15 protein-coding genes are annotated in these 13,499 nt (G+C 52.1%); 11 read left to right on the forward strand and 4 right to left on the reverse strand.

What is annotated here, in order from left to right:
* Nucleotides 1-89 precede the first annotated feature (89 nt).
* The gene (locus ABYP33_RS08870) at nucleotides 90-1,049 is read right to left on the reverse strand and encodes a polyprenyl synthetase family protein (protein WP_373090437.1); all 960 of its coding nucleotides are present in this window, start codon (nucleotides 1,047-1,049) and stop codon (nucleotides 90-92) included.
* A gap of 285 nt (nucleotides 1,050-1,334) precedes the next feature.
* On the opposite strand from ABYP33_RS08870, the gene rplU reads away from it, so the two are divergent.
* The 4 genes from rplU (at nucleotide 1,335) to proB (ending at nucleotide 4,357) form a co-directional block, all read left to right on the forward strand.
* Entirely contained in the window at nucleotides 1,335-1,646 is a 312-nt protein-coding gene (gene rplU, locus ABYP33_RS08875; protein WP_008248242.1) for a 50S ribosomal protein L21, read from the forward strand.
* Between the two features lie 17 nt (nucleotides 1,647-1,663).
* Nucleotides 1,664-1,921, forward strand: a complete 258-nt coding sequence (rpmA, locus tag ABYP33_RS08880) for a 50S ribosomal protein L27 (protein ID WP_159270096.1) — start codon at nucleotides 1,664-1,666, stop codon at nucleotides 1,919-1,921.
* A gap of 97 nt (nucleotides 1,922-2,018) precedes the next feature.
* Nucleotides 2,019-3,218, forward strand: a complete 1,200-nt coding sequence (cgtA, locus tag ABYP33_RS08885) for an Obg family GTPase CgtA (RefSeq protein ID WP_373090438.1) — start codon at nucleotides 2,019-2,021, stop codon at nucleotides 3,216-3,218.
* An 11-nt stretch (nucleotides 3,219-3,229) separates the two neighbouring features.
* A complete protein-coding gene (gene proB, locus ABYP33_RS08890; RefSeq protein WP_373090439.1) occupies nucleotides 3,230-4,357 on the forward strand; it encodes a glutamate 5-kinase in 1,128 nt (375 codons plus the stop codon).
* Between the two features lie 174 nt (nucleotides 4,358-4,531).
* Here the strand turns inward: proB and rpsT are convergent, their stop codons facing one another.
* Nucleotides 4,532-4,804 carry a 30S ribosomal protein S20 gene (rpsT, locus tag ABYP33_RS08895; protein ID WP_008248230.1) on the reverse strand — a complete coding sequence of 91 codons (273 nt, stop codon included), beginning with the start codon at nucleotides 4,802-4,804 and terminating at the stop codon, nucleotides 4,532-4,534.
* Nucleotides 4,805-4,923: 119 nt separating this feature from the next.
* Entirely contained in the window at nucleotides 4,924-5,271 is a 348-nt protein-coding gene (locus tag ABYP33_RS08900; protein WP_373090440.1) for a diacylglycerol kinase, read from the reverse strand.
* A gap of 174 nt (nucleotides 5,272-5,445) precedes the next feature.
* Between ABYP33_RS08900 and lpxL the strand changes: the two genes are divergently transcribed.
* The 5 genes from lpxL to ABYP33_RS08925 all read left to right on the forward strand — a co-directional run bounded on the left by lpxL (nucleotide 5,446) and on the right by ABYP33_RS08925 (nucleotide 10,235).
* Complete coding sequence (gene lpxL, locus ABYP33_RS08905; protein ID WP_373090441.1) at nucleotides 5,446-6,342, forward strand: LpxL/LpxP family Kdo(2)-lipid IV(A) lauroyl/palmitoleoyl acyltransferase; 897 nt, start codon at nucleotides 5,446-5,448, stop codon at nucleotides 6,340-6,342.
* Complete coding sequence (locus ABYP33_RS08910; protein ID WP_373090442.1) at nucleotides 6,342-7,253, forward strand: mitochondrial fission ELM1 family protein; 912 nt, start codon at nucleotides 6,342-6,344, stop codon at nucleotides 7,251-7,253. The genes lpxL and ABYP33_RS08910 overlap by 1 nt, the downstream gene beginning before the upstream one ends.
* A gap of 4 nt (nucleotides 7,254-7,257) precedes the next feature.
* The gene (locus ABYP33_RS08915; protein ID WP_373090444.1) at nucleotides 7,258-8,388 is read left to right on the forward strand and encodes a glycosyltransferase family 4 protein; all 1,131 of its coding nucleotides are present in this window, start codon (nucleotides 7,258-7,260) and stop codon (nucleotides 8,386-8,388) included.
* A 111-nt stretch (nucleotides 8,389-8,499) separates the two neighbouring features.
* On the forward strand, nucleotides 8,500-9,543 hold the full coding sequence (locus ABYP33_RS08920; protein ID WP_373090445.1) for a glycosyltransferase: 1,044 nt from the start codon (nucleotides 8,500-8,502) through the stop codon (nucleotides 9,541-9,543).
* The gene (locus ABYP33_RS08925; protein WP_373090446.1) at nucleotides 9,540-10,235 is read left to right on the forward strand and encodes a YrbL family protein; all 696 of its coding nucleotides are present in this window, start codon (nucleotides 9,540-9,542) and stop codon (nucleotides 10,233-10,235) included. The genes ABYP33_RS08920 and ABYP33_RS08925 overlap by 4 nt, the downstream gene beginning before the upstream one ends.
* 15 nt (nucleotides 10,236-10,250) lie before the next feature.
* Here ABYP33_RS08925 and ABYP33_RS08930 read toward each other — a convergent pair whose 3' ends face one another.
* Entirely contained in the window at nucleotides 10,251-11,390 is a 1,140-nt protein-coding gene (locus tag ABYP33_RS08930) for a glycosyltransferase family 4 protein (RefSeq protein ID WP_373090447.1), read from the reverse strand.
* 281 nt (nucleotides 11,391-11,671) lie between these two features.
* On the opposite strand from ABYP33_RS08930, the gene ABYP33_RS08935 reads away from it, so the two are divergent.
* Nucleotides 11,672-12,472 carry a glycosyltransferase family 25 protein gene (locus ABYP33_RS08935; protein ID WP_373090448.1) on the forward strand — a complete coding sequence of 267 codons (801 nt, stop codon included), beginning with the start codon at nucleotides 11,672-11,674 and terminating at the stop codon, nucleotides 12,470-12,472.
* A 67-nt stretch (nucleotides 12,473-12,539) separates the two neighbouring features.
* Nucleotides 12,540-13,499 (forward strand): dTDP-glucose 4,6-dehydratase (gene rfbB, locus ABYP33_RS08940; RefSeq protein ID WP_373090449.1); only part of this gene is annotated, 960 nt, incomplete at its 3' end.

A 13,499-nucleotide genomic window follows, 5' to 3' on the forward strand; every position in this document is an offset into this window, starting at 1 on the left:
CAGTTTTTCCATCTCGGCGATAAGTACTAAAATTGTAACGGCTTATTGGGGAGATTGTAATCCGCCGAAGCGTCGCTTTGGCGAGAAACTTAGCTGCGGCGAGAAAGGGCGATTTCAGTCAGTTCTTCAAGCGCGGTGCGGTAGGGGCTGGGCTGGAGGCTGTTGAGTGCGGCGAGTGCCGCGTCGGTGTAGTGCTTAGCTGCTGCATGACAATAGTCGAGTGCCCCGCAGTGTTTGACGGCGTCGACAATGGTCTCGAGCTGCTCGGCAGATTTGCGGCTAATGGCGGCGCGCACTAGCTGCTTGTGCTTGTCGCTGCCGTTTTCGAGTAAATAAATTAGCGGCAGTGTCGGCTTGCCTTCGGCGAGATCGTCGCCGACGTTTTTGCCGGTTTCGGCGGGATCGCCTTCGTAGTCGAGAATATCGTCAATGAGCTGAAAGGCGATGCCGAGATTTATGCCGTAGTCGTGCAGTGCGTCTTGCTGCTCCGGTTTGCCACTGAGAATGGCGGCGCCACTGCAGGCCGCACCAAATAAGACGGCGGTTTTGCTGCGAATGACCTCAAAATAGGTGGCTTCACTGGTGTCGGGGTTGCCCGCGCGGGTCAGTTGCAGTACTTCGCCTTCGGCGACAGTATTGGTGGCGTCAGAAAGCAGGCCCATTAAGGGGAAGCTGCCAATCTGCACCAAAATTTGAAAGGCGCGGGAATAAAGAAAGTCACCAACGAGGATGCTGGGGGCGTTGCCCCAGTTGGCGTTGGCGGTTGGGCGGCCGCGGCGTAGGGCGGAGATGTCGACAACGTCATCGTGAAGTAACGTGGCGGTGTGGATAAACTCGATAACCGCGGCCAACTGCAGGTGCTTTTCGCTAATTTGGCCAATGGCGCCAGCACTGAGTAAGCTCAGTAATGGGCGCAGGCGTTTGCCGCCAGCATCGACGATATAGTGGCCGATGTTTTCCACGAGGGGCACATTAGAATGCAGTTGTTCGATGATGAAGTCATTGACGGCGACGAATTCGCTGTCCACGACCTGTCTAATCTGTTGCATGGTAGCAAGGAGTCGTCTGGCGGAGTCGGCTGGCATCGTATGAGCGCAGCCGCGAGCTGTCAAGGTCTACTCGCCACTTGTGCTTGCGGGTATTGTGTATTTTTTTAAAACTGCGTACAATTCGCGCCCCTGAAGCAAAACCGTGCGGCCCCTTAATGGTTAAGTGGTGGTGGCGGTGCCTGGACTTGTCCCGGCGTGTTGTAGCTAGACCCTTTTCGATATTGGTCTCGATACGAACGCTCGGCCGAAACAAACTATTGCAAGCAGGCTCTTGGAGATATAAACATGTACGCAGTGATTGAAAGCGGTGGTAAGCAGCACCGTGTTATTGAGGGCGAAACCCTCAAGTTAGAAAAAATTGAAGTTGCCACTGGCGAAAGTTTGACCTTCGATAAAGTGTTGATGGTTAAGACCGGTGACGATCTAAAAATTGGCGCGCCATATGTTGAGGGCGGTAAAGTGACTGCGGAAGTGATTGCGCAAGGTCGTCACGCCAAGGTGAAAATTGTTAAGTTTCGCCGTCGGAAGCACAGCATGAAGCAAGCTGGTCACCGTCAGTGGTTCACCGAAGTGAAAATCACTGGTATCAGTGCTTAAGGAATTAGGAGAGGCTCATGGCTCACAAGAAAGCTGGTGGTAGTACTCGTAACGGACGCGACTCGCAGAGTAAGCGTCTGGGCGTAAAACGTTTTGGTGGTCAGGTAGTTAGTGCCGGTAGCATTATTGTTCGTCAGCGCGGAACTCGTTTCCACGCCGGTGAAAATGTTGGTTGTGGTACTGACCACACGCTGTTTGCTAAGGCAGATGGCGTAGTGAAGTTTGAGGTTAAAGGTCCCAAGAGCCGCAAGTATATTAGTATAGTTGCAGCGTAAACCTCGCGGTGATCTTGAAGGCCTCGTCTATTGACGGGGCTTTTTTGTTTCTGTAGATGGTATTTCGGTATATTCATTTTATGTGGTTGGCGCGGTAATGAAATTTGTAGATGAGGCGGTAATTCGAGTTGAAGCGGGTCGCGGTGGCAACGGCTGTCTCAGTTTTCGGCGGGAGAAGTATATTCCTTGGGGTGGTCCAGATGGCGGCGACGGCGGTGATGGCGGTAGTGTGATACTGCGTGCTGATGCGTCAATGAACACCTTGGTCGATTTTCGTTTCGTTAAATCCTATACCGCGCGCCCTGGCGAGGGTGGTCGCGGCGCTAATTGCCGTGGCCGCAGCGCTGAAGATTTGGTGCTAGATGTGCCGGTCGGCACCACGATTGTTGACGAGGACACCCTTGAGGTGCTGGGCGATCTGGTTGCGGCTGGCGATGAGCTTAAGGTCGTGCAAGGTGGTTTTCACGGTCTGGGCAATGCCCGTTTTAAATCCAGCACCAACCGCGCGCCGCGCCAATTTACACGGGGTAGCGATGGCGAAATTCGCAATCTGCGCTTGGAGCTAAAAGTGCTCGCTGATGTCGGCTTGTTGGGTATGCCTAATGCCGGGAAGTCGACCTTTATTCGCGCGGTGTCGTCGGCTAAGCCGAAGGTAGCTGATTATCCGTTTACCACCTTGGTGCCGAATTTGGGTGTGGTGCGGGTGCAGCAGCATCAGAGTTTTGTTATCGCTGATATTCCTGGTTTGGTTGAGGGCGCGGCTGAGGGGGCGGGGTTGGGTATACGCTTTCTCAAGCATTTAACGCGTACTCGCTTGTTGTTGCATTTAGTGGATATGGCGCCGTACGACGAGACCTTGCCCCAAGACGCGGTGGCGATTATTGCAAAAGAGTTGGGTCGCTTTAGCCCTACCCTGGCGAATCGTGAGCGTTGGTTGGTGCTGAATAAATTGGATTTGATTCCTGAGGATGAGCGCGAGGCGCGTTGTCAGGAGGTGGTTGATGCCTTGGGTTGGGCTGGGCCGGTTTATAAAGTCTCGGCCATAACGGGCGCGAACACCAAGTCGCTGTGCCAAGATATTCTGCAGTTTGTTGAGGCGCAGGCGGAGTTGTTGGCGACCGACAGTGAGGCTGCTGAGCGTGAGCGCGATATTCAGGGTGCCATGCAGTCTGAGGCGCGGGAGCGGATTCAGGCGCTGGCAGATAAGCGTCGCTCGGAGCGTCGCGCGGCTGGCGATACCGATAATGACGACGATGAAGATGACGATCACGATGTTGAAGTGGTTTACCGGCCCTGAGGTGAAGAAGCTTGTTTGATAAGCGGCAAAGTTTACGCGCCTGTAAGCGCGTCGTGGTTAAAATCGGCTCGGCTCTGCTCACCAATGATGGTCGTGGTCTCTGTGTGTGGGGCTTGGATGCTTGGGTGGCGCAGATCGCTGCCCTCCGTGCTGACGGTCGCGAGGTGGTGTTGGTGTCCTCGGGTGCGGTGGCTGAGGGTATGACTCGTCTTGGTTGGAGGGAGCGGCCTGAAGATCTTCATAAGTTACAGGCTGCAGCTGCAGTTGGGCAAATGGGTTTGGTTCAAGCCTATGAGCAGCGCTTTCGCACCCATAATCTGCAAACCGCGCAAATTCTTTTAGGTCACGACGATATTTCTGCTCGTGATCGCTATCTCAATGCCCGTGGTACCCTGCTGACCTTGCTTGAGTTGGGCGTGGTGCCGGTGGTGAATGAAAACGACACCGTGGTCACCGATGAAATCCGCTTTGGTGATAATGATACCCTTGCTGCGCTAGTGGCGAATTTGATTGATGCTGACACCTTGGTGATTTTGACGGATCAGCGCGGCCTGTTTGCCGAAGACCCGCGCACAAACCCCGCTGCTGAATTGATTTCGGTGGCCGAGGTGGCTGACCGTGATCTCGATGTGATGGTGGGTGGTAGTGCTGGTGTGCTGGGTCGCGGTGGGATGTTGACCAAGCTGCGGGCGGCGCGCCTTGCTTCGCGCTCGGGTGCGAATACCGTGATTGTTGGTGGTCGCGAAGACCGGGTGTTGGATCGAGTGTTTGCTGGAGAAGACTTGGGTACGCTGCTCTTGTCTGGTCAGCGGCCTATTGCGGCGCGCAAGAAGTGGTTGGCGGGCCAGCTGCAATTGCGGGGCAAGCTGCAGCTCGATGACGGTGCTGTGCGTGTATTGCGTCAGCAGGGGCGTAGTTTGTTGCCCGTGGGGGTAGTTGCGGTGAATGGTCAGTTTGCTCGTGGCGATCTCGTAATGTGTGTTGATGCCGAAGGTAATGAGGTGGCGCGGGGTTTGGTTAATTACAATACTGAGGATGCCCGCAAGCTTCTGGGTTTGTCGAGTGCACGTATTGCTGAGGCGCTTGGTTATATCGCTGAGCCTGAGTTAATACATCGGGATAATTTGTTGGTCAGTTGATGTGGGTGGCAGGCATGGCTTGCGCATAACGCTGGGCGGGAGATGGTAGACGCTAAGATAAAGGTGGATGCTGGTCTGGGGGGTTAAGCGGTCGTCTGTGGTGGGTGAAATTAAATTTTAGCCAATAAAAAACCCGCGCTTGGCGGGTTTTTTATTGGCTAAATCAAAAGCGGATTAAGCGGCTGCGCTCATTGCTTTGATTTTGCTGTTTAAGCGGCTCTTATGGCGAGCGGCTTTGTTCTTGTGCAGAATGCCTTTGTCCGCCATGCGGTCAATAACAGAGACTGCAGATACGTAAGCAGTCTTGGCAGCATCTTGATCGCCAGAAGCGATTGCGACCAGCACTTTCTTTAAGTATGTGCGTACCATTGAGCGCAGGCTGGCGTTATGCGTACGACTTTTTTCCGCCTGACGTGCGCGCTTTTTAGCTTGTGGAGAATTCGCCACCCTTATAACTCCTTGAAACCTAGTACTGAAAATTTAGGCCGGGAATTATTCCTGTTTACCGCTGTGTTGTCAATAGGGTTAGGGTCTAAAGGAAGAATAATTCATTGTGTGTCGGTAGCCTATAAAAACCGCTGGACGGCAATCATTGCCCAGCAGCTCAAGCACAATAGCATACTTAGCATCACCGCGGCCGAACCGAGGTCTTTGGCTTGGCCGGAAAGTGGGTGTAGCTCGGTGTTGATACGGTCGACGATGGCCTCAATGGCAGAGTTGAGTAGTTCGACAATGATAACGATGACGACGCTGCCAATCAGCAGTGCCCTTTCGCTGGCGTTGGTGCCTAGCCATAGTGCAAGGGGTAACAACAGCGAGGCGAGGGCAATTTCCTGCCGGAATGCCACCTCGTGACGCCAAGCCGCGCGCAGCCCCTTCAATGAGTATCGGTAGGCATCGAGGGCGTGGGCCACTCCGGTACGGCTCAGTTTGTTCGTTATGAAGTATGTCAATCTCTATTGTGGCGCAGTGGCAATTGGCGTGACTAATCAGTGTACAATGCCGCACGTTAAATTAAATGATCTATCGCCGCTGAGTAGCTGCGCGAGCTTGTAATACTTATTGTAACAATAGTGTAAATTCTAACGATGACAATTGAGCGTAAATTAATTTACCCCAAATATTGGCCGGTTTGGCTGGGTGTTGGCGTGCTGTGGCTGTTGGCGCATCTGCCTAGGCGTATGAGTTATGCCTTGGGTTCGGGTATTGGTAATTTATTCTATCGTTTTGCCGGCGATCGACGTCACACCTGTGAAACAAATTTTCGTTTGTGTTTCCCGGCATTAAACGACGCTGATCGCGATGACCTTATTCGCAGGACCATGCGCAATCAAGGCGTCGGTTTAATGGAGACCCTGCGAGTTTGGTTTTTGGCGCCAGACAAGCTTGATGTTGATTTTGAACTGGTGGGCGGGGAGCATCTTGAGGTTGGCGAAGATGGTATGGGCATCATTGTATTGGGTACCCATTTTACGTCACTTGATGTGTGCGGCACCTTGATAGGCTATCGCTACCCTGCTGATTCCTTTTATCGCAAACATAAAAACCCGGTATTCGAATATATTCTGAGTCGCTCACGCGGACGTTACGGTGAGCCTATACATCGCAGAGATATCAAGCGCGCCTTGCGACGCTTGCGTGAAGGGCGGCGCTTATACTACCTACCGGATCAAGATTATGGCCGCAAGTCAGCCGAGTTTGTGCCGTTTTTTGGTGTCATGGCCGCCACGACTATTGGTACCAGTACCTTGGCCAAGAGCGGTCGGGCGAGGGTGGTGTTTGCTCAGCAGCAACGCTTGCCAGGCGGGCGAGGCTATCGGGTGGAGATAATACCAATGAGCAACTTTCCCAGTGGTGATCCTGCTGCAGACGCCAGGGCGATCAATGCCTTATTGGAAGACAATATTCGTCTGGTGCCAGATCAGTATATGTGGGTGCATCGCCGCTTTAAGACTCGTCCAGAAGGCGAGGCAGGGGTTTACTGATGACGGCATTGCAGGTGTGGGTGCTCACGGACGGCAGGCTTGGCCATCTTAATCAGCTCAAGGGATTAGTGGCGCGCTTGCAAGCGAAAAGAGCGCTTGCTGTGTCTTGGCTAAATATTGCGGAACAGGGGTTCTCTTATGCTGGTCGCGCTGGTTTGCAGGCACAGTTTGGCTGCGAGCAATCGCCAGACTGGATCATTGGCGCAGGCAGTCGCACGCACCTGCCTCTGTTATGGCTTAAATGGTTTGTTGGTGGTAAAACGCTGGTGTTAATGCGACCGAGCTGGCCGCTATTTTTGTTTGACGCAGTTTGCATGCCTCGTCACGACGCGCCGCCAAAGCGCCAAAATGTACTGGCAACCGAGGGTGTGATGAATAACATTGTGCCGGTTAGCGAGGGGCGAAATTCTGCGCGGGGTTTGATCTTGCTCGGCGGTCTTAATAAGCATTTTGCTTGGGATAGCGAGGCTGTTTTGGCGCAAGTGCGGCAAATTGCCGCTGCCTCGCCGGGGGTGGCGTGGCTGGTGTCTGATTCGCCGCGCACCCCAGTGGGTTTGTTGGTGAAAGTGGCGGAGCTCGATGTGGCCAATATCGAGACCGCTGCCTACCAGCAAACCGGGCCAGGTTGGTTGCAGGCTAATTTGGCGATGGTGGGCCAGGCGTGGGTGAGTTGCGACAGCGTATCCATGGTCTATGAAAGCATAAGTTCTGGCACGCCTACAGGCTTGCTGAGCCTGCCGCCGCTGCGGGAGTCTCGTGTCACTAAGAGTATGGGGCAGGTCTTGGCTGCCCGCTTGGCCTCTGATTTTGAAACTGCAAATTTACATCAAGTCTTGCCAGAAGCGGCCTACCCGTTATGGGAGGCTGACCGCGCGGCGGATTGGTTATTGACATTACACGGGAGCGTTTGAGCGCATGGCTGATCAAAGTCCGCCCTTAAAAATTGTGCAAGTTTTGCCGGCGCTAAATTCCGGCGGCGTAGAGCGCGGCACGGTCGAGTTAGCTCGGGAGTTGGTGCGCGGCGGGCATCAGTCGGTGGTGATATCCGCAGGCGGGCGAATGGTTGAAGGGCTTATTGCCGAGGGCAGTGAGCATATTGAGATGCCGGTGCATCGCAAGTCGCTGATGTCGCTATTTCAGGTTCGGCCAATGCGTCGTCTGCTGGCTGAGCTGAAACCGGATATTGTCCATGTTCGCTCGCGCGTGCCAGCGTGGATTGTCTGGTTGGCGTGGCGAGGAATGAATCCTAATACTCGGCCTAAGCTGGTCAGTACTTTTCACGGCATGTATTCGGTTAACTTTTATAGCGCAATAATGGCCCGGGCCGAGCATATGATTGCTATTTCTGATTGCGTTAAAAAATACATGCGCAGCAATTACCATGTGCCAGAGGAAAGAATCACCTTGATACCGCGAGGGCTAGATCCGGCCGCGTTTAATCGCGACGCTTGCAGTGCGCAGTGGCGAGCGGAGTTGTATGCGGCTTATCCTGAGCTGCAAGGTAAACATATTGTTCTGATGCCGGGACGGCTGAGCCGCTGGAAAGGCCAAGAGGCTTTTTTAGATATGATGGCGTGTCTGGTGAGTCTGCGGCAGGACTGTCATGGCGTGGTGGTGGGTGATGCCGAGCCGGGTAAACAGCATTACTTTGAAGAGTTGTTGGCTAAGCGCGATGCCTTGGGTTTGCGCGATAAAGTCACATTTGTTGGTCATCGCAGTGATATTCCGGCGTTTTACGCACTGGCAGCGGTGACTTGCCATATGTCTAATAAAGAAGAACCCTTTGGACGAACCGTTCCGGAGTCTTTGGCTACCGGTACGCCGGTAGTGGCCTTTGATCGCGGTGGCGCAAGTGAATCTTTAAATGCGGGCTTTCCTCAGGGTTTGGTGCCGGCAGATGATATTGTGGCCTTTGCGATTCGGGTTGACGATTTCATCGATGGTGATGCGGAGATTAGGCTGCCAGAAAGTTATTATTTGAGCAGTCAATTGGCCAGTACCCTTGGTGTGTATCGGCGTTTGTTGTCTGGCGAGGGCGCTAATTAAAGATTGGAATATGTGTTGCGAGCTTGGTCTGAACGTAATATTAAGCAGTTTATTGGGTCGTAGTAGTCGTTTATGCAGAGCTGAAATCGTTTGCTTGTAGTTGAGGTTTAGATGAGAGTACTTCACGTAGATACCCAGCAATTGAGGCGTTATGGTCGGACGCGAGTAAGTTGGGCGCAAAAATTGGGTTTTGGATTAATCAAGAATGATCACTATGTACAAAGCTTTAGTGATCGTGACGTGGCTGCATTCGAGGCGCCACTTGGTATTCGTGATTTGGGCGTTGGCAGGGCAAATAAGCGCCTGCTTGAAATGGCTGATGCAATGGTGCCTGATTTAGTCATTGCGGGTCATTGTGATTTGATTAGTAATGAGACGTTGCGTGAAATCAAAAATCGCCTGCCAGCTGCAGTTATTGTACATTGTAATAATGATCCCCTGTTTGTTCCTAGTAATGTGGAGCGAATTCGTTCCAGGGCTGGCGTGGTTGATGCGGTGTTCGTGTCTACTGGGCTGCGGGAATTAAGGCAGTTTGAGGGGCTTGGGGCACGTATTTATCATATGCCCAATCCGGTTGAAGCGTCTGTGGAATGTTTGGATAATTCACTTCGAACCGACCTCGAAATTGACTTGCTTTTTTGCAGCAATAGCACAAATTTTACTAAGCGACTTGAGATGGTTGGAAACATTAAAGAAGCAGTGAAGAGTGAAATGTGCTTCAAGACTTACGGAAGTTTTGGTGAGCCTCCGGTGTGGGGGCGTGATTACGATCACGCGCTGGCAAAGACCAAAATGGGTTTGAATTTAAACCGACAAGAGGGCGACTACTGGTATTCCTCGGCGCGTATGGCGCAATTAGCGGGCAATGGGATATTGCTATTTACCAGCAGTGCCCCTCGATTTGATGAGCTCTTACCGCCGGAATCGGCAGTGTATTTTGATGATGAAACAAGCTTGTTGGCAAAGATTCGAGAGTTTCAATGTGATGATGCAAAGCGGCAGCATTGGGCGTCCCGGGCTCGCAATTTTTTTCATCGTGAAATTAATTCTAAGCTATACGCGCAGTTTATTGTTGAAGCAAGTTTAGGGATGGCTTTTAGTCATGACTATGTTTGGGCGCGGGATATTAACTCCGATGGCAGTGTAAAGACGTGATTGGGCTGAAAGCACTAAAGCCTTTTGCGGCGGGTGGTAATCGCTGGTGCTACGTCGACCCCGCTGACTCAGCGCGGTGTATTAAAGTGCGGCGCCCCGATTTTAGTATCGCGGAGCGGCGCCGTAGTAAGGGTTTCCCGAAAAACTTAAAACCCTTGTCGAGCTTCGATGACAATCTAGATGAATTCAATGTTATGGCGAGTCTCGAACGCCACTATGATGACAATATTTTTGCGCATATCAGCTGCTGCTTTGGTTTTGTCGACACCGATATGGGCAGGGGGCTGTGCTCTGAATTGATTCGTGACAGCGACGGTGACGTCTCGCTGTCATTAAAACAATACCTTTGGGAAAATGATTACGACGAGGATTGTCGCTCAGCAGTGAATGCCTTGTGCGAGCATTGGTTGGCATACCGTGTGCCTTCGCGGGACTTGATCTTGCACAATGTTGTGGTACAGCGTGATGTTAGTGTGCCTGATTCGCCGAAAATACAGCGGTTAGTGGTGATTGACGGCGTTGGTAGTGCCGGTATCATTCCGGGCCATGTAATGCCTAGGGTTATGCAAATAAAGAAAGCGCAGCGCAAAGTGGCCAATATCCATCAACGTATTGACGATCTGCTCAGGGATAAAGCCCAAGGCAAAGGCCCAGGAATGCATGGCTTTTTATTTCATAGCGGACAAGAGTAGCTGGTGTGGTGAGGCTTAGTTGGCTACCCGTTGCTCGGCTACGTATTCCAGTAATTTTTTTGCTATTTGGGGCCACTGTAATTCAGTTTGCGCACGCTGCAGCGCCGTTTGGCCCATGCTTGCTAAGGCTTGCCGGTCGCCAAGCATTTTATTGATGTTCAGATAAATATCGTCCTCGCTGTCACCATCACACAGTAATCCGGTGTGGCCGTCGATCACGGCGTCGCCAGCACCGCCGACACGTCCGGCCAAGCTGGGTAGGCCGAGCATGGCGGCTTCTATATAGACAATTCCAAAACCTTCAACCGAATCGCCAACCGCGCGGCAGGGCATGGCAAAAACATCGGCTTTTTGTAGTAGCGCTGATCGCTCGCCGTCGCTCACTCTTCCGCAGAATTTAACGTTAGCGCCGAGGCCGAGTTCTGTAACGCGGGCAACGAGACCTTCTTGCAGGGGGCCGCTGCCCGCAATCAGGTATAGCGCATTGGGGTACTCCGTAAGCAACTTGGGCATGATCTCGATGATCTTGTCCTGCCCTTTTCGAGCTTCTATGCGGCCCACGGTGATTAAAATAGGGGTGTGTTCGCCGAGCCAGCTTTTGGCGTTTGCCTGCTCATGGCTATTGGCTTGAGTTGGCGGATTTACGCCCGGATGCAATGTGTGAAGTCGCGTAAAGTCAGCGGTGTAGGGCTTGGCTCTTTGAGCGGTAAACCCTGAATTGGCTAAAATTAAATCTGCTCTCGCCAAGGTTTTGGTGATGCGTTGGTGTTTTTTGGCTTCAAGCCGGGCGGGAAACTCCATGCCATGAGCAATACAAATACAGTGGGTATTGGTTAATTTCTCGGTATTGAGGAGTTCCAAGCTCTTCCAGCTATCGCAAATTAATATGGGTTGATTCAGCTGTTTGAGCTGAGAAGAGACTTTATGGGCTTTGCGGTAGCGGCGCAGGATCTTGGGGCCGCTTAGTCGTTTGACTGAAAATGGCAGTTCATTGTCAAAAAGGTCTTGGCCATCTACTGTTGGTGTGTCGCAAATAACCTGCACGGTATTGCCGAGCTTATGCAGCGCTAGGGCAAGTTCATGCATGTAATTTTGAATGCCACCAGCGGCAGGAGGGTAGTTTTGGGTGTTAATAATAATATTGTGGCTTGGCATTGCGCTGAAATCCAGTTCGGGGTGCTGGTGTATGTGGTTAAGCCATTGTATTCAGATTGGCTGGCTTGCTGCGTTCTATTCTATTTTAAATGTTACAATAACCGCCAAATTGAGGTCGAGATGATGGCCAATTAAGCGCTGGGTGAATATAAACGGCCGCTTGGAATCATACAAGGCGCTGCTGTCCCTTTGAAATTTTACTTAATGGGCGTGACTAGCCGCTTGTCGAGGGTGGATTGCGCTCGGCTTGGGGCTGATGAAAGGTGAAGAAAGAGGGTTACATGCAAAAAAAATGCATATGCTGGGTGATAAGCCTTAATCCCACGTCGGAAAATACCCAAAAGCTGCTTGCCGACTTGCAGTCTCAGGGGGTTAATGCGGATATTTTTCCGGCGATTGATGGCCGAGTGGGTATGCCTGCTTTAGAGGGAGGCGAGCAAATTCGTGGCAATTTGGCGATGGTGCGTCATGGTAAGTGCTTAACGGCGAGTGAATTAGGTTGTTATTTGTCGCATTTGCGGGCGATAAAATCGGCTTATCGCGACGGTCATGACTACGTCTGCGTCATTGAGGACGATGTTGTTATTGAAGATCGCTTTGGCGATGTGTATCGCTCGGTGCTTGATAAAGGCCTGGACATGGTTCGATTGATGTCGCTGCGAATTCGTAAACGAACCGAACTTGAACACCTTGTTGGCGAGCACCGCTTGGTTCGCCCCGAGCGCGGTGGGCTGGGAACGCAGGCCTATGTTTTGAATCGCACTGGCATGAAAAAATTTATTGATTATGCTCAGAACATATATGAGCCCGTTGATAAAGTTTTTGACCACTTTTTCCTGTTTGATCTAAATGTTTTCGCTGTTGAACCTCATGTTGCCTACGAGTTAGTGCACGAAACCAGTGTGGCTAAGTTGTCAAATACCGCTACTGAGAAGCCTCTGTTGTGGCATCGCGTGGTGTTCCACCCGGTGAAGCTTTGGTTTAGCCTGCGTCGGCATTTTTATCGATTTCGTCACTGGCAAGACTTTCGTGATGCGGTAATGCCAGAGCATAAGGTCGGTAGAACCGAGCGCGCGCGTTAATTTTAAAGTGCTGCCTTAATAAGCTGAGTTATCTTCTGAGCACTGATATTTTTTGGGCTTTCTTAATATGAAATGTTTAGTCACCGGCGGCGCCGGCTTTATTGGCAGCGCTGTGGTTCGGCATATATTGGCCGACACCGATGTGTCTGTGGTGAATGTCGATGCGCTTACCTACGCAGGCAATCTTGAATCCATTCCCGCGGAGCTTCAGGGCGAACGCTATGCCTTTGCCCACGTCGATATTTGCGACTCGGCGGCAATGAACGCAGTCTTTGCCGAACACCAGCCCGACTTAGTGATGCACCTTGCGGCAGAGAGTCATGTCGACCGCTCCATCGACGGCCCAGGCGCCTTTATCCAAACCAATGTAGTGGGCACGTACACCATGTTGGAAGCGGCTCGCGGCTACTGGCAAGGACTGGAAGGCGATAAAAAAGCGGCTTTCCGCTTTCATCACATCTCCACCGATGAGGTTTACGGCGACCTGCACGGCACCACCGATCTCTTTACCGAAACTACGTCTTACGAGCCCAGCTCACCCTACTCGGCCAGCAAAGCCAGCTCCGACCATTTGGTAAGAGCCTGGGGGCGCACCTTTGGTCTGCCGACCATCGTAACTAATTGCTCCAATAATTACGGCCCCTACCATTTTCCCGAGAAACTGGTGCCCCATATAATTCTTAACGCCCTGCACGGCAAGCCCTTACCGGTCTATGGCGATGGCAGCCAAATCCGCGACTGGCTGTATGTTGAAGACCATGCTCGGGCCCTGTGTAAAGTGGTTCGCGAAGGGCAGTTGGGTGAGACCTACAATATTGGCGGCCATAACGAAAAACGCAATATAGAGGTGGTGGAAACCATCTGCGAACTGCTGGAAGAACTTGCCCCTGAGAACGCCAATTCCCGTGCCAGCGGCAAAGGCTTTAAAGACTTAATCACCTTTGTTAAAGACCGACCCGGTCACGATGCTCGCTACGCGATTGATGCCAGCAAGATTCAGCGCGACTTGGGTTGGGTGCCAGAAGAG

The organism is Zhongshania sp. (assembly GCF_041584495.1).
Classification (GTDB): domain Bacteria; phylum Pseudomonadota; class Gammaproteobacteria; order Pseudomonadales; family Spongiibacteraceae; genus Spongiibacter.

What these genes read in the sequence shown, in the direction of transcription:
- ABYP33_RS08930 (WP_373090447.1), bottom strand. Translation starts at nt 11,390, where the DNA reads ATGCCAAGCCACAATATTATTATTAACACCCAAAACTACCCTCCTGCC.
- rpmA (WP_159270096.1), top strand. Translation starts at nt 1,664, where the DNA reads ATGGCTCACAAGAAAGCTGGTGGTAGTACTCGTAACGGACGCGACTCG.
- rplU (WP_008248242.1), top strand. Translation starts at nt 1,335, where the DNA reads ATGTACGCAGTGATTGAAAGCGGTGGTAAGCAGCACCGTGTTATTGAG.
- ABYP33_RS08910 (WP_373090442.1), top strand. Translation starts at nt 6,342, where the DNA reads ATGACGGCATTGCAGGTGTGGGTGCTCACGGACGGCAGGCTTGGCCAT.
- ABYP33_RS08935 (WP_373090448.1), top strand. Translation starts at nt 11,672, where the DNA reads ATGCAAAAAAAATGCATATGCTGGGTGATAAGCCTTAATCCCACGTCG.
- ABYP33_RS08915 (WP_373090444.1), top strand. Translation starts at nt 7,258, where the DNA reads ATGGCTGATCAAAGTCCGCCCTTAAAAATTGTGCAAGTTTTGCCGGCG.
- ABYP33_RS08920 (WP_373090445.1), top strand. Translation starts at nt 8,500, where the DNA reads ATGAGAGTACTTCACGTAGATACCCAGCAATTGAGGCGTTATGGTCGG.
- cgtA (WP_373090438.1), top strand. Translation starts at nt 2,019, where the DNA reads ATGAAATTTGTAGATGAGGCGGTAATTCGAGTTGAAGCGGGTCGCGGT.
- ABYP33_RS08870 (WP_373090437.1), bottom strand. Translation starts at nt 1,049, where the DNA reads ATGCAACAGATTAGACAGGTCGTGGACAGCGAATTCGTCGCCGTCAAT.
- lpxL (WP_373090441.1), top strand. Translation starts at nt 5,446, where the DNA reads ATGACAATTGAGCGTAAATTAATTTACCCCAAATATTGGCCGGTTTGG.